Raw genomic sequence first — 18676 nt, forward strand, 5'->3', positions numbered from 1 at the left:
GTCCGATGTGCCAGCCTTATGGCGATTTGGAGCGGCGGGGCAACCCCTGAGCGCACTCTCGCCGGTCTCCGCCCACTGCTGCAAGGGTTAACCAATTATAAAGATATCGGGGCATTTGTAGAAAATTGATGATATTAATTTTCCGGTAACCAGTTCGGCGCCGTGGTACAGTGTAAAGGCGGTGCTGCGATGTTGATAAGTGAAGAACGCGAGCACCGCATTTTGAAAAGGGGTGGGCGATGGACAACGGCGGCCAAAACACGCACAATGTATTTCGTATGACGCAGCATGTTTCAAAGACCGGTTTTGCACCGCTGGCGCAACTCGAGGCTTATTGGGAAGCCTTGCGCGGCAACCGGTTGATGCCGAACCGCTCCGAGATCGATCCGCGCGGGATCGAACAGGCGCTGGAGTATTCCTTCATCGTCGAGAGAATCGCGCCTGGTATCGCGCGGTTGCGGATCGCAGGCAGCCACCTGAGCGACCTGATGGGCATGGAGGTGCGCGGCATGCCGCTGACCTCCTTCATTGCACCCTCTTCGCGCCGCCAGCTCAGTGACATTCTTGAGGAAGTCTTCGAGACACCGGCAATTTGCTCGATCGAGCTGCACTCCGAACAGAGCGGCAACCTGCCGCCGCTGGATGCGCGCATGCTTCTGATGCCGCTGAAGAGCGATCTGGGAGATGTGAGCCGTATTCTCGGGGCGTTGGTCTCGGTCGGCGACATGGGCCGCAGCCCGCGGCGCTTCGAGATCACGCGTTCCGCCCTGCGTCCGATTGTTGCGGATGCAGCGCTGCCCCCGGTCAAGCGCCGGGAGACACCACCGCCTGCGCCGCAGGCACCGGCGAAGCAGTCCGAACCGGCGTTCCGTGAGACGCAGGCGCCGTTCCGCACGGTGACCCCGCGCCGCGATGCACCCTATTTGCGTCTGGTGAAATCCGACGACTGATTTCTTTTCAGTACGAAGACCTTTCATCTCGGGACCACCCGCACAGAACGTGCGGGTGGTTTCAGTTTGAGCGGTCTCTGATCAGCGCGGCCCGTTGCCTCGGGCGGGACTGCACGGAAGCGCGCAGCGTTTAGCCGGCGGCCTGGCTGCGATGCGCGTCGCGGCGGTTCGACAATTCATCCGCGACCAGGAAGGCGAGTTCAAGCGACTGGCTGGCGTTCAGGCGCGGGTCGCAGGCGGTATGGTAGCGATCTGACAGGTCTTCGTCGCTGACGGCGCGGACACCTCCGGTGCACTCGGTCACGTCTTGCCCGGTCATCTCGAAATGCACACCCCCCGGCACGGTGCCCTCGGCGGCATGCACGGCGAAGAATTCGCGCACCTCGCGCAGCACCGCATCGAAGGGCCGCGTCTTGTAGCCGCTGGACGACTTGATGGTGTTGCCGTGCATCGCATCGCAGACCCAGGTGACATTGGCGCCTTCCTCGCGGACGGTCTTGATCAGCCGCGGCAGATGCTCCCCCACGGCTCCGGCGCCGAAGCGGGCAATCAGCGTCAGCCGGCCTTCCTCGTTCTCCGGGTTCAGCTTGGCCATCAGCTCTTTCAGGTCGTCCGAGGTCATTGTCGGGCCGGCTTTCAGGCCGATCGGGTTCTGCACGCCGCGGGCGAACTCCACATGCGCGCCATCGGGCTGCCGCGTCCGGTCGCCGATCCAGATCATGTGGCCGGAGCCTGCGAGCCATTTGCCGGTGGTGCTGTCGACGCGGGTCAGCGCCTCTTCATACTCCAGCAGCAGGGATTCATGGCTGGTGTAGAACTCCACCGATTTCAGCGTGTGCGCTGTGTCACCGTTCACACCGGCAGCCGTCATGAAGTCCAGCGTGTCGGAAATGCGGTTGGCGATCTCGCGGTACCGCTCGACCTTCTCGCTCTCGGTGAAGCCCAATGTCCAGGCGTGCACCTGATGCACATCGGCATAGCCGCCCGTCGAAAACGCGCGGATCAGGTTCAGCGTGGCTGCGGCCTGCGTGTAGGCGCGCAGCATCTTCTCCGGATCGGGGATCCGGGCCTCGGCGGTGAAGTCGAGCTCGTTGATGATGTCGCCGCGATAGCTCGGCAACTCCACACCGTTCACGGTTTCGGTCGGGGCCGAGCGCGGCTTGGCGAATTGCCCCGCCATGCGGCCGACCTTGATCACCGGCACCTTGGCGCCATGGGTCAGCACGATCGCCATCTGCAGCATCACCTTGAAGGTGTCGCGGATCGCATCTGAGCTGAACTGGTCGAAGCTCTCTGCACAATCGCCGCCCTGCAACAGGAACGCCTCGCCGCGCCCTGCGGCAGCCAGATGCTTCTTCAGGCGCCGCGCCTCGCCGGCGAAAACCAGAAGCGGAAACCGCGCAAGCTGGGCCTCGACAGCTTCCAATGCAGCCTGATCCGGATACTCCGGCATCTGGATCCGCGGTTTGGCGCGCCAGCTCGATTTGGTCCATTCACTCATCGTTTCAACTCCGGGTTGGGCTCGCCCCTCTGCGAGCGCTCACATCACAGCGCTCTCTATACAAAAGGCTTATCGCGGTGACCATATCACAAATTCGACCTCTTGACGTCGCGGATCGCTCATGACCATCTGAGATGGAGACAGGCGCCGATAGCCCTGCCCCCGGGAAGAGATAAGATCAAGAGACGGCCATGTCCCAACAGCACTCCGCCACACGGACCGACCCGCCTGCCGAGAAGCCCCGGCGCTTTGTCTTCGTCCTGCTTGAGAATTTCACCTTGCTCTGTTTTGCCGCGGCGGTGGAAAGCCTGCGGATCGCCAACCGCATGGCGGGGCGCAAGCTCTATGACTGGCACATCGTCGGCGAAGGCGGCGAGATGATCTATTGCTCCGCCGGCAGCGGTTTCAAGCTCGACGGCGATCTCGAGGAGCTGACCCGCGATGATACGGTCATGGTCTGCGGCGGCATCGACGTACAGGCCGCCACCACCAAGCGGGTGCTCGGATGGCTGCGGCGCGAGGCGCGCAAGGGGGTGCTGATGGGCGGGCTTTGCACCGCCGCGCATACACTTGCGAAAGCGGGGCTGCTCGACGGCAAGCGCGCCACGATCCATTGGGAAAACCAGGACAGTTTCTCGGAAGAGTTTCCCGAGGTCGATCTGACCAAATCGGTCTTTGTGGTCGACGGCAACCGCATCACCACGGCGGGCGGGACCTCGTCCATCGACCTGATGCTCAAGCTCGTTGCCGATCATCAAGGCGAGGAGCTGGCCAATATGGTGGCCGATCAGCTGATCTATGCTTCGATCCGGACCGATCAGGACACGCAGCGCCTGTCGGTGCCGACGCGCATCGGGGTGCGGCACCCCAAGCTGAGCAAGGTCATCCAGATGATGGAGAGCAATATCGAAGAGCCGATCAGCCCCTCGATCCTCGCCAAGGACGTGGGCATGAGCACACGTCAACTGGAGCGACTCTTCCGCCGCTATCTCAACCGCTCGCCCAAGCGCTATTACATGGAGCTGCGGCTGCAAAAGGCGCGCAACCTGCTGATGCAGACCGACATGAGCGTGATCAACGTCGCCCTCGCCTGCGGCTTTGCCTCACCGTCGCATTTCTCCAAATGCTACCGCGCGCATTACGACACCACGCCGTATCGCGAACGCGGCAGTCACGCGACGCGGCTGTCGATCTGATCAGGCGCCCGGGCGCGCCATGCGGTAGATCGCGCCGTCGCCCACAGAGACGAACAGGATGCTGCCATCGGGCGCCTCGATGATGTCGCGCACGCGGCTGGTCTCGCCCGTCTCGATCTGTTCGGCTTCGCGGGCACCGTCGCCCGACACTTCCAGCCGCGCGATATAGTCGAACTTGAGCGAGCCCACGAAGACATCACCTTGCCAATCCGGGAACATCTCGCCCTGATAGACCAGCAGGCCCGAGGGCGCCATCGACGGGTCCCAGTAGTATGCCGGTTGCTCCATGCCGGCTTTCGACGTGCCCTCACCGATCGCCCCGCCCGAGTAATGCCGACCGTAGGAGATAACCGGCCAGCCGAAGTTGGCGCCTTTCTTGACGCGGTTGAGCTCATCGCCGCCGCGCGCGCCATGCTCGGAGGTCCAGAGCTGACCGGACGCATCGAACCCTGCGCCCTGCGGATTGCGGTGCCCGAAGGACCAGATTTCCGGCAGAACCCCCTGCTGCCCCACAAAGGGATTGTCCGCTGGCACCGATCCGTCGCGGTTGATCCGCACGATGGTGCCGTTGTGGTTGCTCCGATCCTGTGCCGACGGGCGGTCGCCCCGATCGCCGATCGTGACGAAGAGGGTGCCGTCGGAGGCCTCGACCACACGGCTGCCGAAGTGCCGCCCGCCCGAGCTGCCGGGCGCAGATTCAAAGAGGATACGCAGATCATCAAGGCGCGCGCCATCCGCCGAGAGACGCGCCGCGGCCAGTGCCGTCCCCGCGCCGCCTGTCTGCGGTTTGGAATAGGTCAGGAAGATCTCGCGGGTCTGCGCAAAATCGCGCGCTGCCGTGACGTCGAGCAAGCCCCCCTGCCCGCCTGCCTGCACCTCTGGAACGCCCTCAACGCGCGTCGCCGCCCCGTCCTTGATGTGCAGCAGCGCGCCGTCCCGCTCGGTCACCAGCAAGGCGCCATCCGGCAACACCTCAACGGCCCAGGGCGTGTCGAGCCCCTGCACGACGGGGGTGATCGCCACGCCGCTCTGGGCCAGCGCGGCACCAGGCAACGCGGCAGCGAGAGAGACGTGAAAAAAGATGGCTTTGAGGGTGCGGAAACGGATCATGACACGGTCCTTCTCAACAGTCGGCGATACCGGGTCAGCTAGCGTCGTGCGGCCCCGTCTCAAGCCCCCTGACCGGAATGTGAGTCTGTGCGAAAGCGCTTTTCTTTTCAGCAGACCGGGCATAACCTGTCGCCCGAACGTGATGTTCCAATATGGGAGAAACCAATGAAAAAGATGCTTCTGGCCTCGACGGCCGCAGCACTTGTGGCGACCTCGGCGCTGGCCGACGGTCATGCAAAAGAAGTCAAGCTGGGCATCCTGATCGGCTTTACCGGGCCCATTGAATCGCTCGCAGGCCCCATGGCCGCTGGTGCGGAACTGGCCATGCAGGAAGCGACCGACAGCGGCAAGCTGCTCGACGCGGCCACGGTCACGCCGATGCGCGCCGACACCGGCTGTATCGACAACGGTCTCAGCACGTCGAACGGTGAGCGTCTGCTGGCCGACGGTGTGCACGGCATCATCGGCGGCGATTGCTCGGGTGTCACCGGTGCGATCCTGCAGAACGTGGCCATTCCGAATGGCATGGTGATGATCTCGCCGTCTGCGACCTCTCCGGGCCTGTCGACCGTGGAAGACAATGACCTCTTCTTCCGCACCGCACCGTCGGATGCGCGCGAAGGTGAAGTGATGGCCGAGGTGCTGCAGGAGCGTGGCGTGCAATCCATCGCCCTGACCTATACCAACAACGATTACGGCAAGGGTCTGGCCGACGCAATTGAGAGCAATTTCAAGAAGATCGGGGGCGAAGTGACCATCGTGGCCGCGCATGAAGACGGCAAGGCCGACTACTCCGCCGAGATGGGTGCGCTGGCCTCCGCCGGTGGCGACATCCTCGTGGTCGCAGGGTATCTGGACCAGGGTGGCCTGGGCATCATCAACGCAGCACTCGATTCTGGTGCCTTCGACACCTTCGGCCTGCCCGGCGGCATGATCGGAGACAGCCTGCCCGCAAACGTGGGACCGGCGCTCGATGGTTCATACGGCCAGATCGCGGGGTCGGGCGGCGAAGGCATCGACAAGCTGACCGCGCTGGCGGGGGACGCCTTCGATGCGACCTCGCCCTACACGCCGGAAAGCTACGATGCCGCGGCGCTCTTCATGCTGGCGATGCAGGCGGCGGACAGCACCGACCCTGCGGACTATGGTCCGAAGATCCTCGAGGTGGCCAACGCACCGGGTGAGAAGATCTATCCCGGCGAGCTTGGCAAGGCCTTCGACATCCTGCGCGAGGGCGGCGACATCGACTATGTGGGCGCGTCGGCAGTCGAGCTGATCGGCCCAGGGGAGTCGGCGGGCACCTATCGCCTGATCGAGGTGAAAGACGGCGAGAACACCACCATCGGGTTCAAGTAAGCCGCCGCATCACGACTTGAGCAGCCCGGAGCCATGCGCTCTGGGCTGTTCCAATGATAAGACACGCGCAGCCAGCGCGGATGGGGACTTCGGATGATCGTCGTTCACGACCTTCACAAGCATTTCGGCGGCTTCCATGCCGTTGATGGCGCCAGCCTGGAAATCGAAAAGGGTATGATCACCGGGTTGATCGGCCCGAATGGTGCCGGAAAGACAACTCTTTTCAACGTGATCGCGGGCGTTCTTGAACCAACCTCCGGCCGGGTGACGATGGATGGCGAGGACATCACGGGCCTGCCGCCGCATACGCTCTTTCACAAAGGGCTGCTGCGCACCTTCCAGATCGCACATGAGTTTTCCTCCATGACCTGCCGCGAGAACCTGATGATGGTGCCGGGGCATCAGTCGGGCGAGACGCTGTGGAACACCTGGTTCGGGCGCCGGCGGATTGCGGATGAAGAGCGCGCGCTGAAGGCCAAGGCCGATGAGGTCTTGGAGTTCCTGACCATCGCGCATCTGGCGGATCACAAGGCGGGGCAGATCTCGGGCGGGCAGAAAAAGCTCCTGGAGTTGGGCCGCACGATGATGGTGGACGCCAAGATCGTCTTTCTCGATGAGGTGGGCGCGGGCGTGAACCGGACCCTGCTGAACACCATCGGCGACGCCATCATCCGGCTGAACCAGGACCGCGGCTATACCTTCGTGGTCATCGAACATGACATGGATTTCATCGGGCGTCTCTGCGATCCGGTGATCTGCATGGCCGAGGGCAAGGTACTCGCCGAAGGCACGCTCGACGAGATCAAGGCGAATGAGCAGGTGATCGAGGCCTATCTGGGCACCGGTCTGAAGAACAAGGACAAGGTGGACGCATGAGTGTGGGTGATCCTTGGGGCGCCGCCCCGTTCGGCCCTCAACCTGTCCGCTGGACAGGTTGCCGCTCGCGCGGACCGGGCCTCACCCCCCGGAGTATTTTTGGACGGGTGAAGACATGAGTTCGGATCCCTACTCCGATCGCGGCAACAAGGATCTATCGCTGGGGAATCCGGCGGGCATGGGGACGGCGCGGCCCGTGAAATCCGGCGGGCGTGCCCATGCCGCGGCGGGCGGGCCGTTCCTGATCGGCGAGAAGATGACCGGCGGCTATGGTGCCGGGCCGGACATTCTGCACGATTGCACCATCGCGGTGGATCGGGGGGAGATTGCCGTGATCGTTGGGCCCAATGGGGCGGGCAAGTCGACGGGGATGAAGGCCGTGTTCGGGATGCTGAACTTGCGCGCCGGTCATGTGCGGCTGGATGGGGAGGATATTACCGCGCTGTCGCCGCAGGACCGGGTGGCCAAGGGCATGGGCTTCGTGCCGCAGACCTCGAACATCTTCACCTCCATGACCGTGGAGGAGAACCTGGAGATGGGGGCGTTCATTCGCACCGATGACATCCGCCCCACCATGGAGCAGATCTATGACCTCTTCCCCATCCTACGCGAGAAGCGGCGGCAGCCGGCGGGGGAGCTCTCGGGCGGGCAGCGCCAGCAAGTGGCGGTGGGCCGCGCGCTGATGACGCAGCCCAAGGTGCTGATGCTGGATGAGCCGACGGCGGGGGTGAGCCCCATCGTGATGGATGAGCTGTTTGACCGGATCATCGAGGTGGCCCGCACGGGCATTCCGATCCTGATGGTGGAGCAGAACGCGCGGCAGGCGCTGGAGATCGCGGACAAGGGCTATGTGCTGATGCAGGGGCGGAATGCGTATACGGGGACAGGTAAGGAACTGTTGGCCGATCCCGAAGTGCGCAAGTCGTTTTTGGGGGGGTGAGGATGCGGACGATTTCACTACTTGCATTCGTTTCGTCGCTTGGCTTCTCAACCGGGCTCTACGCTCAAGGATCCATAAAGGAATTCTTCTTTGACGAGTTAGCGCCACGCATCGTTGATGCAGGGGGACTTGAAGTTGCTTGTTTGGTGGAGAACCAATGCATCGATGCAGCCTGTACTGAGCATTCTGATAATAGCGTGTTGGTCGTGAAGCAGCCCGAAGATGGTCGCTCAATCGATCAGCTTCCGGTCTCTGAAATCGCGGCTTTGGAAGCATTGCTTTGGATGGGTAACACGCTGTTAAGCTTGGAAGGCGGCGGTAATGTGGATCATTTCTGGGGTCTTGGGATTCCAAGTTACAACGATGACCTTAGGGCGTCTTTCGTAGCTTCGCTGCAAGGTGGGCAGATGTCACTCACGTTGCAGAATACAAAAACCATGCAAACAATAAGCTACTTTGGAACTTGTGAGGCAGAGAGCTGATGGACTTCCTCAACGCTTTCATCGCCCTCTCGAACTTCGTGATCGTCCCGGCTGTGGCCTATGGCTCGCAATTGGCGCTGGGGGCGCTGGGGGTTACGCTGATCTACGGCATTCTGCGGTTCTCGAATTTTGCCCATGGGGACACCATGGCTTTTGGGGCGATGGTGACAGTGCTCATGACCTGGCTCTTTCAGGCGCAGGGGGTGAGCCTGGGGCCGCTGCCGACCGCCCTGCTCGCCCTGCCCTTCGGGATTCTGGGGTGTATGCTGCTGGTGCTGATCACCGACCGGGCCGTTTATCGGTTTTACCGGGCGCAGAAGGCCAAGCCGGTGATTTTTGTAATTGTGTCGCTGGGGGTGACCTTCATTTTGAACGGCATTGTGCGCTTCATTATCGGGCCGGATGACCAGCGGTTTCTGGACGGTGAGCGCTTCATCGTCTCGGCGCGGACCTTCCGCGAGATGACCGGGTTGCGCGAGGGGCTGGCGTTCAAGACGACGCAGGGCATCACCATTGTCACGGCGGTGGTCGTGGTCGCCCTGCTCTTCTGGTTTTTGAACCGCACGCGCACGGGCAAGTCGATGCGGGCCTATTCGGACAATGAGGATCTGGCGCTGCTCTCAGGCATCAACCCGGAGCGCGTCGTCATGGTGACCTGGCTGATCGTGGCCGCACTCGCCACCACGGCGGGTGTGCTCTACGGGCTCGACAAGTCGTTCAAGCCCTTCACCTATTTCCAGCTGCTGCTGCCGATCTTTGCGAGCGCCATCGTGGGCGGCTTGGGCAATCCGCTGGGGGCGATTGCAGGGGGCTTTGTCATCGCCTTTTCCGAGGTCACAGTGACCTATGCGTGGAAGAAGGTGGTGACATACATCGTGCCGGAGGAGATGGCGCCGAGCGGGCTGCTGCAATTGCTCTCCACCGACTACAAGTTCGCGGTGAGCTTCCTCATTCTGCTCATCGTGTTGCTCTTCAAGCCGACGGGGCTTTTCAAGGGGAAAGCGGTATGAACGCGCCTCTGGTCAAGAACATGATGCTCTTTGCGATTGTCGCCGTACTGATCGCTTATGTGGGGGTGACGCAGGGCTGGAACACGGCGCTGGTGATCGTCAACATGGGGCTGATCTCGGCGATCATGGCGCTGGGGGTGAACCTGCAGTGGGGGTTTGCGGGGCTCTTCAACGTCGGGATCATGGGGTTCGTGGCCCTTGGCGGGCTGGCCGCGGTGCTGATGGGGATGCCGGCGACCCCCGGCGCCTTCGAAGCCGGGGGTTGGACCATCCTCGGGGCGCTTGCCTTTGCGGTGGCAGTGATCGGCGCCGTGGTGTTGCTGCGGTCGCGCATGGCGCCGGGGGTGCTGCGCAAGCTGGTGGTCGTGGGGATGCTGGTGGCCGGGTTCTTCATTTACCGCGCGCTCTTTGATCCGGGCGTGGCGGCGGTGGAGGAGATCAACCCCGCGCTGACCGGCTATCTCGGCGGGCTCGGGATCAACCAGGGGCTCTGGGTGGCGCTGGCCTGGCCGGTGGGCGGGCTCTTTGCCGCCGCGGCGGCCTGGGTGATCGGGAAGACGGCGCTGGGGTTGCGCTCGGACTATCTGGCGATTGCGACCCTGGGAATTGCGGAGATCATTATCTCGGTGCTGAAGAACGAGGATTGGCTGTCGCGGGGGGTGAAGAATGTGGTCGGCCTGCCCCGGCCCACGCCCTTCGAGATCGAGTTGCAGAACGACCCGGCCTTTGTGGAGCGCGCGGCGGGTCTCGGGTTCACCGCTGTCGAGGCCTCGACGCTCTATGTGAAGCTGCTCTATGCGGGGCTGTTCCTGATCGTGCTGCTGGTGCTTCTCTGGATGGCGCAGCGGGCGCTCAACAGCCCCTGGGGGCGGATGATGCGGGCCATTCGCGACAATGAGGTGGCGGCGGAGGCCATGGGCAAGGATGTGACCGCCCGGCATTTACAGATCTTCGTGTTGGGCTCGGCGATCTGCGGGATCGCGGGGGCGATGATGACGACGCTCGACGGGCAGCTGACGCCGGGGACGTATCAGCCGCTGCGGTTCACCTTCTTGGTCTGGGTCATGGTGATCGTGGGCGGCTCGGGCAACAACTTCGGAGCCGTGCTGGGCGGGTTCCTGATCTGGTTCCTCTGGGTGCAGGTGGAGCCGATGGGGCTGTGGCTGATGGAGCTGATCACCTCCGGCATGGCCGATGGCTCGCCACTGAAGGCGCATCTGATCGAGAGCGCGGCGCATATGCGGCTTTTCACGATGGGGCTGGTGCTGCTGCTGGTGCTGCGGTTCAGCCCGCGAGGGTTGATCCCGGAGAGGTAAACTGTCTCTTAAATCTTGCGGAAAAACTCACCCACCGCTCTTGACGAAAGACAACTCGTTTATTCCTGCTTCCGAAAAGCCTCTTCGACTGCAATCGGAACAAAGACCGGCCAACACAATAAAACAACGCCGTTGATGATGGCAGCCCAAAGGTAGTCAAACCGAAATCCAACCACAAAAATGGAGATAAGAGCTGGCGAAGCATATCCGAGCAAGAAGAAAAGGAAGCCTTGTTTGAAGAGCTGAATTCGAGTTTTCTTCATCCTGCATCCTCTGGGTGCAACAGACATACTCTGTGATATATGGTGGAATACACTGAATTGCTTTGGACAACTGGGCTGCAGAGCGATGTAATTCTTTGTGGCATTGAATAGAGTAGAGAGCGTGAAGCATAAAAACAACCGTTGGCTTCAGTTGGTGCTTTGGCTAGTGACTGTTGTTATTGCACTGAATGATCACATCAACGGTATAGACAGCGGCCCTGGTGTTCGCGCTGTCAAAGTCTACGCCTCGGTTGGTTGGATTTATGTGGGTTATTTGTTTGTGAAGTTTAACAGAATTGGGTGACGCACGACAGCGACGTCCGTATGTGCTGCCAGGTGATATAGCCTGCCACAAAAATGCCTATTCGTTTGCGTGAACCGTATTATTCTCGCGCTTTATGCAGCGCGCCCAGATATCCGCCGCGCTGCACCACGATTTTTTGCACCCGCGCATAAGACATTTCGCTTTGCGCAGCTAGCATAAAAACTCCATGACCGAGTCGGGCTCAAAGCCGAAGCAGACGACATCCGCCTTCAAGGCTCACCGCCCCTTGAACAACCCGCCCAAAATGCCGCGGACGAGGCGGCGGCCGGTGGTGCCGGAGAGCTCTTTGATCACCGCATTCGCGACGGCGCCGCCGAGGCTTTGGGACTGGCGGCTGCTTGCGCGGGAGGTAGAGCGGGCGACGCGGGTGCCGGTGTAGCGGCGCGCGGCGCTGAATTCGCGCGCGAGTGGGGACTCCTCTTCCTCGGCGGCTTCTTCGGCTTTAGCGGCCTCTTGCGCGGCCTGATCCGCTCGGCTCTTGAGGATTTCGAAGGCGGATTTTCGGTCCACGGGATCGTCATACTTCCCGGCCATGTCGGAGGCCACCATGAGCGCGGCCCGTTCCGCCTTGGTGATCGGCCCCAGTTGTGAGGACGGCGGTCGGATCAGGGTGCGTTCGACCACGCCCGGCACGCCCTTTTTCTGCAGCATCGACGTCACGGCCTCGCCCACGCCGACCTCGCGGATCGCCTCTTCGGTGTCGAAAGCGGGGTTCTCGCGGTAGGTCTCGGCGGCCAGGCGCAGCTCCTTGCGGTCCTTCGCGGTGAAGGCGCGCAGGGCGTGCTGGATGCGGTTGCCAAGCTGGCCAAGGATGTCTTCGGGCACATCCGCCGGGTTCTGGGTGATGAAATAGACGCCCACACCCTTGGAGCGGATGAGCCGCGCCACCTGCTCGACCTTGTCGACCAGCGCCTTGGGGGCGTCGTCGAAGAGCAGGTGTGCTTCGTCGAAGAAGAAGACCAGCTTGGGTTTCTCCGGGTCGCCCACTTCGGGCAGCTCCTCGAAAAGCTCGGAGAGCAGCCAGAGCAGGAAGGTGGCGTAGAGGCCGGGCGCGCCCATGAGCTTGTCGGCGGCGAGGATGTTGATCTGGCCCTTGCCGTCTGTCCCTACGCGCATGAGGTCGGAGAGCGCCAGCGCAGGCTCGCCGAAGAGCCCTGCCCCGCCCTGGTTCTCCAGCACCAGCAAGCGCCGCTGGATCGCGCCGATGGAGGCGGCGGAGACATTGCCGTAGCGCAGCGAGAGTTCCTTGGCGTTCTCGCCGATCCAGACCAGCAGCGATTGCAGATCTTTCAGATCCAGCAGCGGCAGCCCGTCTTCGTCGGCAAGACGGAAGGCGATGTTGAGGATACCCTCCTGCGCCTCGGTGAGCTCCAGCAGGCGGGCGAGCAGCAGAGGCCCCATCTCGGAAACCGTGGTGCGCACCGGGTGGCCCTGATCGCCGAAGAGGTCCCAGAAGGTGACCGGGAAGGCCTCGTAGACATAGTCGTCGAAGCCGATCTTCTGCGCGCGGTCCGTGAAGGGCCCATGCAGCTTGTGCGCCTCGCTGCCCGGCTTGGCGAGGCCCGACAGATCGCCCTTCACATCGGAGAGGAACACCGGCACGCCGGCCTTCGAGAACCCCTCGGCCATGATCTGCAGCGTGACGGTCTTGCCCGTGCCGGTGGCGCCCGCGATCAGCCCGTGGCGGTTGGCGTAGCGCAGTGAGAGGTGCTGCTGCGTGCCATAATCCGGCCCGCCGCCGCCGATGAAGATGCCTGATGTCATGTGCCGGAGCTCCCCGCCTTCAAAAAAGTCTTTTGTCAGCATAGGTTTTTAACCTTTGCGCGCCATAGTCAATTCGTCCGAGCCGGTACACATGTCCTTCCCGGCGCGGACATCCTCCCTGTCAGACTGGCCGTGCCGCTTATCGGTACGGCCTTTTTTCCGGATGCACGAAATATTTATGTAAGCGGTCTCATTTTTGACGAGTTTCCGGTTGACGCAGCCGATGCCGTCTCGTAGCTTCGCACGCAATAAGTCGGCCAGTCCGACGGGGAGAAAAGAATCGGGGAAGGGATGCGTGTCGCATCCCTTTTCTTATGGGCGGCTTCCCACGAAAAAATGATGGTTTTGGCGGCGATTTGCAGCGCATGGGACTGACAGCCCCCAGGCCACATGCTACACCACGCGAAAGCAATGAGAACGGAGCAATCATGCCCAAGCTGATGTCATTCCCCCTTGCCGGTGCGGCGCTGGCTGTGCCCCTGGCATTTGCCGCCTCGCTGGCTCTGGCGCAGACCGAGACCACCGAAGAGACGCCCGCACAGCCCGCGGAAGAGCAGCAAGCCCCCGGCCCTGCGGACGAGTTGAGCCTCGGGGAACAGGCCTCGAATGAGCCGCAGGTTGGCCAGCCCTATATCACCGAAACCTTCGGGGATTGGAGCCTGCGCTGCATCAAGACCGAAAGTGGCGAGGACCCCTGCCAGATGTACCAGTTGCTGGAGGACGGGGAAGGCGCGCCGATCTCGGAATTCACGCTGTTCCGCCTGCCCGATGGCGGACAGGCCAAGGCGGGCGCGACCATCGTCGTGCCGCTCGAGACATCCTTGCAGGCCCAGCTGACCATGCAGATCGACAACCAGCCGGCGCGGCGCTATCCCTTTGCCTTCTGCAACAACGTCGGCTGCTACGCGCGGATCGGGCTGACCGAAGACGATGTGAATGCCTTCAAGCGCGGCAATGAAGCGATGCTGACGATTGTGCCGGTTCTGGCACCGGATCAGAAGGTCGACATCGTGCTGTCGCTCTCCGGTTTTACGGCAGGATACGAGAAGGCCTCCGTCATCCAGCAATAAGCACCTGGTTGAGGCGTGTGGGTTGCTCCTACGTGGGGCGGTCTGTCTTACGCGGCGCGCAGGGCCAGCACCGCGTTCATACCACCGAACGCGAAGGCATTGGAGATCGCCACCTTGACCTCTGCGTCGCGCGCGTCGTTCGGCACCACATCGAGCGCACACTCGGGATCGGGTTCTTCGTAACCGATCGTGGGGGCGATCACGCCGTCGCGCAGCGCCATGATGCAGGCCAGCAGTTCCACTGCGCCGGTGCCGCCGATCAGGTGGCCGTGCATGGATTTGGTCGAGGAGATCATCAGCTTGTCGGCATGCGGCCCAAAGACATCGGCGACGGCGGCGCATTCGGTCTTGTCGTTGGCCGCTGTCCCGGTGCCATGGGCGTTGATGTAACCGACCTCCTCGCGGCTGATGCCTGCGTCAGCCAGAGCACCCGCCATCGCGCGCGCAGCGCCGTTTTTCGACGGCATCACGATGTCGCTCGCATCTGACGACATCGCAAACCCTGCGACTTCGCAGAGGATCTGGGCGCCGCGGGCGCGGGCGTGTTCGTATTCTTCGAAGACGAACACGCCCGCGCCCTCCCCCTGGACCATACCGTTGCGATTGGCCGAGAACGGACGGCAGGCATCGCGGCTCATCACCCGCAGCCCCTCCCAGGCCTTCACACCGCCGAAACAGAGCATCGATTCCGAGCCGCCCGTGATCATCGCAGGCGCGAGGCCAGAACGGACCATGGTGAAGGCCTGCGCCATCGCGTGGTTCGACGACGCACAGGCCGTCGAGACGGTGAATGAGGGGCCCTTGAGGTTGTGCTCCATGCTCACGTGGCTGGCCGCTGCGTTGTTCATCAGCTTCGGCACCACGAAGGGATGCACGCGGTTCTTGCCGTCCTCATAGACGGAGCGGTAGTTGTCGTCCCAGGTGCTCACCCCACCGCCCGCGGTGCCAAGGACGACGCCCGATTTCGCGGCCAGCTCGCCGCTGAAGCTGAGGCCGGATTGATCGATGGCCTCCTTGGCGGCCGCCAGGGTGAACTGCGTGAACCGGTCGTAAAGCGAGATCTGCTGACGGTTGTAGCGCCCTTCGGCCTCGAACCCGCGCACCTGCCCGCCGATCTGGATCGAGAGCCGCTCCACGTCGCGCAGCTCCAGCGGGCCAATGCCACAGACGCCCTCCCGCATCGCCGCAAGCGTGGAGGGCACGTCATGCCCCAGTGCGTTGATGGTCCCTGCCCCGGTGATGACGACGCGCTTCATCGCCCGTCAGCTCTGCTCCGCCTGGAGCCGCTCGATCCCCGCGACAATCGACGCAACGGTCGAGATATCAAAGTCCGACGCCTGCGGGTCATTGGCGTTGAAAGGCACGGAGATGTCGAATTCCTCCTCGATGGAGAAGATGCTCTCCACCAGGCCGAGACTGTCGATGCCGAGGTCTTCGAGGGTGCTCTCCATGCTCACTTCGGAGGGCTCGAGAACAGCCTGTTCCGCGATGATGGCGATGACTTTGTCCTTGATGCTCATGCGCGCGATCCTCCGGGGCCGTTCGCCTTCGGATTTAGTCATTCCCGCCAGATTTGAAAACCGCTTTCTGAAGGGCCGCGACGTCACGCATCAGCCGCGGCAGGCGGCGCGTGGCCTTGTAGCTTTCCACATGTGTCTCCATTTTCACCGCCGGATAGCCCAGGAGCGAGCGGCCTGCAGGCACGTTGGAGAGGATCTTGCTGCCCCCGCCCGCGATCACCCCGTCGCCGATGAAGATATTGTCGCTGACGCCCACCTGGCCGCCCAGGATCACGTAGTTGCCGATGTCCACCGAGCCTGCGATGCCAACGCAGCCGCAAATCAGACAGTCGGTGCCGATCACGCAGTTGTGGCCGATGTGCACGAGGTTGTCGATCTTGGTGCGGTCGCCCACGACCGTGTCTCGGATGGTGCCGCAGTCGATCACGGAATTCATGCCGATTTCCACATCATCGCCGAGAGTTACGGCGCCCAGTGAGTGGATGCGTGTCCAGGACTGCGCTTGCGTGTCTTGCTGATCGCCCAGCGTGCTGCGCGTGGCTTCAACGGCCGAGCGGTCGGGCGTGACGTAGGAGAAGCCGTCGCCGCCGATGCGCGCACCCGGCTGCGCGATGAAGCGCGCGCCGATGCGGACACGGGCGCCGATGCCGACCCCTTCGCGCAGGAAGGCGCCCTCGCCCAACTCCGCGTCCCAGCCGATGAAGCATTGCGGGCCGATGACAGAGCCTGCGCCGATCTTGGCCCCCGGCCCGATCACCGTCAGGGGGCCCACGCTGACGTGCTCGCCCAGCTCCGCGGTCGGGTCGATCACCGCGGAGGGGTGAATGCCCTCTCCGAACCCCTGGCCCGGGTCCATCAGCTTGGTGATGCCCGACATGGCATACCGCGGCCGCGTCGGGATGATGGCGGCCTTGAGGCCGAGGGCGGCCCAGTCGGCACCCTCCCAAAGCAGGCCGACCTGCGCCGCGCCTGCGCTCAGCGCATCCGCGTATGTCTGGTTGGTGGCGATGGCCAGATCGTCGGGACCTGCCGTCTGCGGCTCGGCCGCGCGGGCAACGCGCAGGCTCGTGTCGCCGAAGGCGTCTGCTGCCAGCGCTGCGGCGATCTCTTCAACGCTGTGGCTGGTCTCTGGCATGATGCGGCCCCCGGTGTCCCCGGGCGCAGATTTACCCCTGAACTGCGCGCAGCGCCACCCCTGCTTTCGCCAGCGCCTCCCAGATCCGGGCGTCACGGCCATAGATGTCGCGGCGGAATTGGGTGCGGCCCTTGCCGTCCACAAAGGCGGTCCGGTAGATGATATGCACCGGGACCGGCTCTTTCAGGTCGACCTGGGTTTCCTTGCCGGTCGCCAACGTCCTCTGAAACAGCCCTTCGGGATCGTTCGTCTGTTTGGCAAGCAGCGTGTAAGCGAAATCGAACGGGTCCGCGAGGCGGATGCAGCCGTGGCTGTAGGCGCGCACTTCGCGACCAAAGAGGTTTTTGGCGGGCGTGTCGTGCAGGTAGATGTTGTGCTTGTTCGGAAACATGAACTTCACCAGTCCAAGCGCATTGCCCCGGCTTGGCGGCTGGCGCATGGCGAAGGGGAAGTTGCGCGCCGTGAACTGGGTGAAATCCACCGCCGACCGGTCCACGCGCCGGCCGCTGCGATCGGTGATCTCGATGTGGTTCACCGCATAGGGGTTGGCCTGCAGTTCCGGCAGATACTCCTTGGTCACGATCGAGCGCGGCACATACCAACTGGGGTTGATCACCATGAACTCCATCACGTCGGAGAACTCGGGCGACTGACGGTCATGCGCGCGGTGGCCGATCACCGAGCGCGTCTCGAAGGTGGTTTTGCCGTTGTCGATGATCTTGGCGCTGAAATCCGTAAGGTTGACCTCGATGTGCCGTTTGCCGCGCTCCTGGTTAATCCAGCGTTCGCGCTCCATCGCCACGATCACCGATTGCAGACGCTCCTGTACGGAGATGTTGATCTCGGTCATCGTGCCGGGTCCGGCGACCCCATCCTGAGCAAGGCCGTGAGCGCGCTGAAAGTCCTGCACCGCGGCGGTCATGTTTGCGTCATAGGTTGGCGCGGCCGTGCGCTTCAGATAGCCCATCCGCACCAGACGGTCACGCAGGGCCACCACGCTGGACCCGGACACGCCGGGCTTGAGCGTCTGGGCCGGCACGGTCTTGCCCCAGCCGCCCTCGGCGAGCAAGCGTTCCAGCCGCAGTTTTTCTTTCATGAGCGCCGTGTACTCGTGGGTCTGCGGCGCCAGAGCGCGAAAAAAGCCCTTTGGTGAAGACTTCGCGAAGTTGACCAGATAGGAGGTGCGGTCGCGATACGGCACGGTGCGGACGATGGCCTTGTCGATGCGGCCCGGGATCAGAACGCCGGTCTGTACGTCGCGGGCGTATTGCAGAAAGACCCGGGCCATCTCGACCTCCAGCAATCCAAGATCACGCGGGGTGCGCGCCGCCTTCATGCGGGCATGCAGGCCGTCCACATCATAGCGTTCTGCCGGCAGACCGTGGTGATCGGCCTTGCGCAGTGCCTCGATGAGGGCGGCGCGGCGGTTCCGGTCGCGCCCCTTGCCGGTCCAGATGCCTTCATAGCCGTTGGCTTGATAGAAGGCGGCGAGATCCTCGTCGCGCGCAGCGGCCTCGGCCACCGCCTGCTTGAAGGCCGTGACCTCGGCTGTGGCGGGCGCCGGTACAATGTACGTCGCCGCTGCCAGTAAGATGCCGGCCAGCATCGTCATCAGCGGTTGTCTGGTCGCCGTCACAAAAGCCATTCTGGACCCCTTACCCAAGTTTTGCCTATGGGTTTTCGCCGGTGCCTCCTGTCAAGTCCAATAACAATTGACCTTTAAGTCAAAGAAACGAGGACGTGATGCAGCGTTGCATCGGCAAAGGAAAAATCGCGACCCGGCAGCAGAATTGGCGAGATTTTGCCTAAAATTGTCCCAAAATTAGCGCTCGGCGTTTCAGGACTTGGTTAACAATCCCCGC

At 62.8% G+C, this 18676-nt stretch carries 17 protein-coding genes; 9 read left to right on the forward strand and 8 right to left on the reverse strand.

What is annotated here, in order from left to right; genetic code table 11:
• Positions 1-239 precede the first annotated feature (239 nt).
• Positions 240-950: a PAS domain-containing protein gene (locus MUB52_RS05300; protein ID WP_404818188.1), complete on the forward strand. Its 711-nt coding sequence runs from the start codon at positions 240-242 to the stop codon at positions 948-950.
• 130 nt (positions 951-1080) lie between these two features.
• On the opposite strand, the gene MUB52_RS05305 is transcribed toward MUB52_RS05300, so the two are convergent.
• On the reverse strand, positions 1081-2451 hold the full coding sequence (locus MUB52_RS05305; RefSeq protein WP_263843169.1) for a class II 3-deoxy-7-phosphoheptulonate synthase: 1371 nt from the start codon (positions 2449-2451) through the stop codon (positions 1081-1083).
• Positions 2452-2642: 191 nt separating this feature from the next.
• Here MUB52_RS05305 and MUB52_RS05310 point away from each other — a divergent pair, with 191 nt between their 5' ends.
• Positions 2643-3647 (forward strand): GlxA family transcriptional regulator, encoded by a 1005-nt coding sequence (locus MUB52_RS05310; RefSeq protein WP_263843170.1) that lies wholly within the window; start codon positions 2643-2645, stop codon positions 3645-3647.
• Here the strand turns inward: MUB52_RS05310 and MUB52_RS05315 are convergent, their stop codons facing one another.
• A complete protein-coding gene (locus MUB52_RS05315) occupies positions 3648-4757 on the reverse strand; it encodes a PQQ-dependent sugar dehydrogenase (protein WP_263843171.1) in 1110 nt (369 codons plus the stop codon). It lies immediately after the preceding gene.
• Positions 4758-4922: 165 nt separating this feature from the next.
• On the opposite strand from MUB52_RS05315, the gene MUB52_RS05320 reads away from it, so the two are divergent.
• From MUB52_RS05320 to MUB52_RS05345, 6 genes are all read left to right on the forward strand, one after another.
• On the forward strand, positions 4923-6113 hold the full coding sequence (locus tag MUB52_RS05320) for an ABC transporter substrate-binding protein (protein WP_263843172.1): 1191 nt from the start codon (positions 4923-4925) through the stop codon (positions 6111-6113).
• 93 nt (positions 6114-6206) lie between these two features.
• The gene (locus MUB52_RS05325; RefSeq protein ID WP_263843173.1) at positions 6207-6989 is read left to right on the forward strand and encodes an ABC transporter ATP-binding protein; all 783 of its coding nucleotides are present in this window, start codon (positions 6207-6209) and stop codon (positions 6987-6989) included.
• A gap of 115 nt (positions 6990-7104) precedes the next feature.
• The gene (locus MUB52_RS05330; RefSeq protein WP_263843174.1) at positions 7105-7929 is read left to right on the forward strand and encodes an ABC transporter ATP-binding protein; all 825 of its coding nucleotides are present in this window, start codon (positions 7105-7107) and stop codon (positions 7927-7929) included.
• Positions 7930-7931: 2 nt separating this feature from the next.
• A complete protein-coding gene (locus MUB52_RS05335; protein WP_263843175.1) occupies positions 7932-8411 on the forward strand; it encodes a hypothetical protein in 480 nt (159 codons plus the stop codon).
• Complete coding sequence (locus tag MUB52_RS05340) at positions 8411-9421, forward strand: branched-chain amino acid ABC transporter permease (protein WP_263843176.1); 1011 nt, start codon at positions 8411-8413, stop codon at positions 9419-9421. Before MUB52_RS05335 ends, MUB52_RS05340 begins: the two co-directional genes overlap by 1 nt.
• Complete coding sequence (locus MUB52_RS05345; RefSeq protein ID WP_263843177.1) at positions 9418-10737, forward strand: branched-chain amino acid ABC transporter permease; 1320 nt, start codon at positions 9418-9420, stop codon at positions 10735-10737. Before MUB52_RS05340 ends, MUB52_RS05345 begins: the two co-directional genes overlap by 4 nt.
• A 59-nt stretch (positions 10738-10796) precedes the next feature.
• On the opposite strand, the gene MUB52_RS05350 is transcribed toward MUB52_RS05345, so the two are convergent.
• Entirely contained in the window at positions 10797-11000 is a 204-nt protein-coding gene (locus tag MUB52_RS05350) for a hypothetical protein (RefSeq protein ID WP_263843178.1), read from the reverse strand.
• Between the two features lie 541 nt (positions 11001-11541).
• On the reverse strand, positions 11542-13089 hold the full coding sequence (locus MUB52_RS05355; protein ID WP_263843179.1) for a DUF853 domain-containing protein: 1548 nt from the start codon (positions 13087-13089) through the stop codon (positions 11542-11544).
• A 428-nt stretch (positions 13090-13517) separates the two neighbouring features.
• Here MUB52_RS05355 and MUB52_RS05360 point away from each other — a divergent pair, with 428 nt between their 5' ends.
• Positions 13518-14159 (forward strand): invasion associated locus B family protein, encoded by a 642-nt coding sequence (locus tag MUB52_RS05360; RefSeq protein ID WP_263843180.1) that lies wholly within the window; start codon positions 13518-13520, stop codon positions 14157-14159.
• A 47-nt stretch (positions 14160-14206) separates the two neighbouring features.
• Here MUB52_RS05360 and MUB52_RS05365 read toward each other — a convergent pair whose 3' ends face one another.
• Genes MUB52_RS05365 through MUB52_RS05380 form a run of 4 tightly spaced genes read right to left on the reverse strand, consistent with a single transcriptional unit; the run spans position 14207 to position 18426 of the window.
• Positions 14207-15415, reverse strand: a complete 1209-nt coding sequence (locus MUB52_RS05365; protein WP_263843181.1) for a beta-ketoacyl-[acyl-carrier-protein] synthase family protein — start codon at positions 15413-15415, stop codon at positions 14207-14209.
• A 6-nt stretch (positions 15416-15421) separates the two neighbouring features.
• Positions 15422-15679: an acyl carrier protein gene (locus MUB52_RS05370; protein WP_263843182.1), complete on the reverse strand. Its 258-nt coding sequence runs from the start codon at positions 15677-15679 to the stop codon at positions 15422-15424.
• A 34-nt stretch (positions 15680-15713) separates the two neighbouring features.
• The gene (locus tag MUB52_RS05375) at positions 15714-16814 is read right to left on the reverse strand and encodes a UDP-3-O-(3-hydroxymyristoyl)glucosamine N-acyltransferase (RefSeq protein WP_263843183.1); all 1101 of its coding nucleotides are present in this window, start codon (positions 16812-16814) and stop codon (positions 15714-15716) included.
• 31 nt (positions 16815-16845) lie between these two features.
• Entirely contained in the window at positions 16846-18426 is a 1581-nt protein-coding gene (locus tag MUB52_RS05380; protein ID WP_404818197.1) for a L,D-transpeptidase family protein, read from the reverse strand.
• Positions 18427-18676 lie beyond the last annotated feature (250 nt).

The organism is Roseobacter sinensis (assembly GCF_025755255.1).
GTDB classification, from domain to species: Bacteria; Pseudomonadota; Alphaproteobacteria; order Rhodobacterales; family Rhodobacteraceae; genus Roseobacter; species Roseobacter sinensis.

Excerpts from the sequence above, each read along its gene's own strand:
- MUB52_RS05300 (WP_404818188.1), top strand. The coding sequence starts at position 240 with ATGGACAACGGCGGCCAAAACACGCACAATGTATTTCGTATGACGCAG.
- MUB52_RS05305 (WP_263843169.1), bottom strand. The coding sequence starts at position 2,451 with ATGAGTGAATGGACCAAATCGAGCTGGCGCGCCAAACCGCGGATCCAG.
- MUB52_RS05310 (WP_263843170.1), top strand. The coding sequence starts at position 2,643 with ATGTCCCAACAGCACTCCGCCACACGGACCGACCCGCCTGCCGAGAAG.
- MUB52_RS05315 (WP_263843171.1), bottom strand. The coding sequence starts at position 4,757 with ATGATCCGTTTCCGCACCCTCAAAGCCATCTTTTTTCACGTCTCTCTC.
- MUB52_RS05320 (WP_263843172.1), top strand. The coding sequence starts at position 4,923 with ATGAAAAAGATGCTTCTGGCCTCGACGGCCGCAGCACTTGTGGCGACC.
- MUB52_RS05325 (WP_263843173.1), top strand. The coding sequence starts at position 6,207 with ATGATCGTCGTTCACGACCTTCACAAGCATTTCGGCGGCTTCCATGCC.
- MUB52_RS05330 (WP_263843174.1), top strand. The coding sequence starts at position 7,105 with ATGAGTTCGGATCCCTACTCCGATCGCGGCAACAAGGATCTATCGCTG.
- MUB52_RS05335 (WP_263843175.1), top strand. The coding sequence starts at position 7,932 with ATGCGGACGATTTCACTACTTGCATTCGTTTCGTCGCTTGGCTTCTCA.
- MUB52_RS05340 (WP_263843176.1), top strand. The coding sequence starts at position 8,411 with ATGGACTTCCTCAACGCTTTCATCGCCCTCTCGAACTTCGTGATCGTC.
- MUB52_RS05345 (WP_263843177.1), top strand. The coding sequence starts at position 9,418 with ATGAACGCGCCTCTGGTCAAGAACATGATGCTCTTTGCGATTGTCGCC.
- MUB52_RS05350 (WP_263843178.1), bottom strand. The coding sequence starts at position 11,000 with ATGAAGAAAACTCGAATTCAGCTCTTCAAACAAGGCTTCCTTTTCTTC.
- MUB52_RS05355 (WP_263843179.1), bottom strand. The coding sequence starts at position 13,089 with ATGACATCAGGCATCTTCATCGGCGGCGGCGGGCCGGATTATGGCACG.
- MUB52_RS05360 (WP_263843180.1), top strand. The coding sequence starts at position 13,518 with ATGCCCAAGCTGATGTCATTCCCCCTTGCCGGTGCGGCGCTGGCTGTG.
- MUB52_RS05365 (WP_263843181.1), bottom strand. The coding sequence starts at position 15,415 with ATGAAGCGCGTCGTCATCACCGGGGCAGGGACCATCAACGCACTGGGG.
- MUB52_RS05370 (WP_263843182.1), bottom strand. The coding sequence starts at position 15,679 with ATGAGCATCAAGGACAAAGTCATCGCCATCATCGCGGAACAGGCTGTT.
- MUB52_RS05375 (WP_263843183.1), bottom strand. The coding sequence starts at position 16,814 with ATGCCAGAGACCAGCCACAGCGTTGAAGAGATCGCCGCAGCGCTGGCA.
- MUB52_RS05380 (WP_404818197.1), bottom strand. The coding sequence starts at position 18,426 with ATGACGATGCTGGCCGGCATCTTACTGGCAGCGGCGACGTACATTGTA.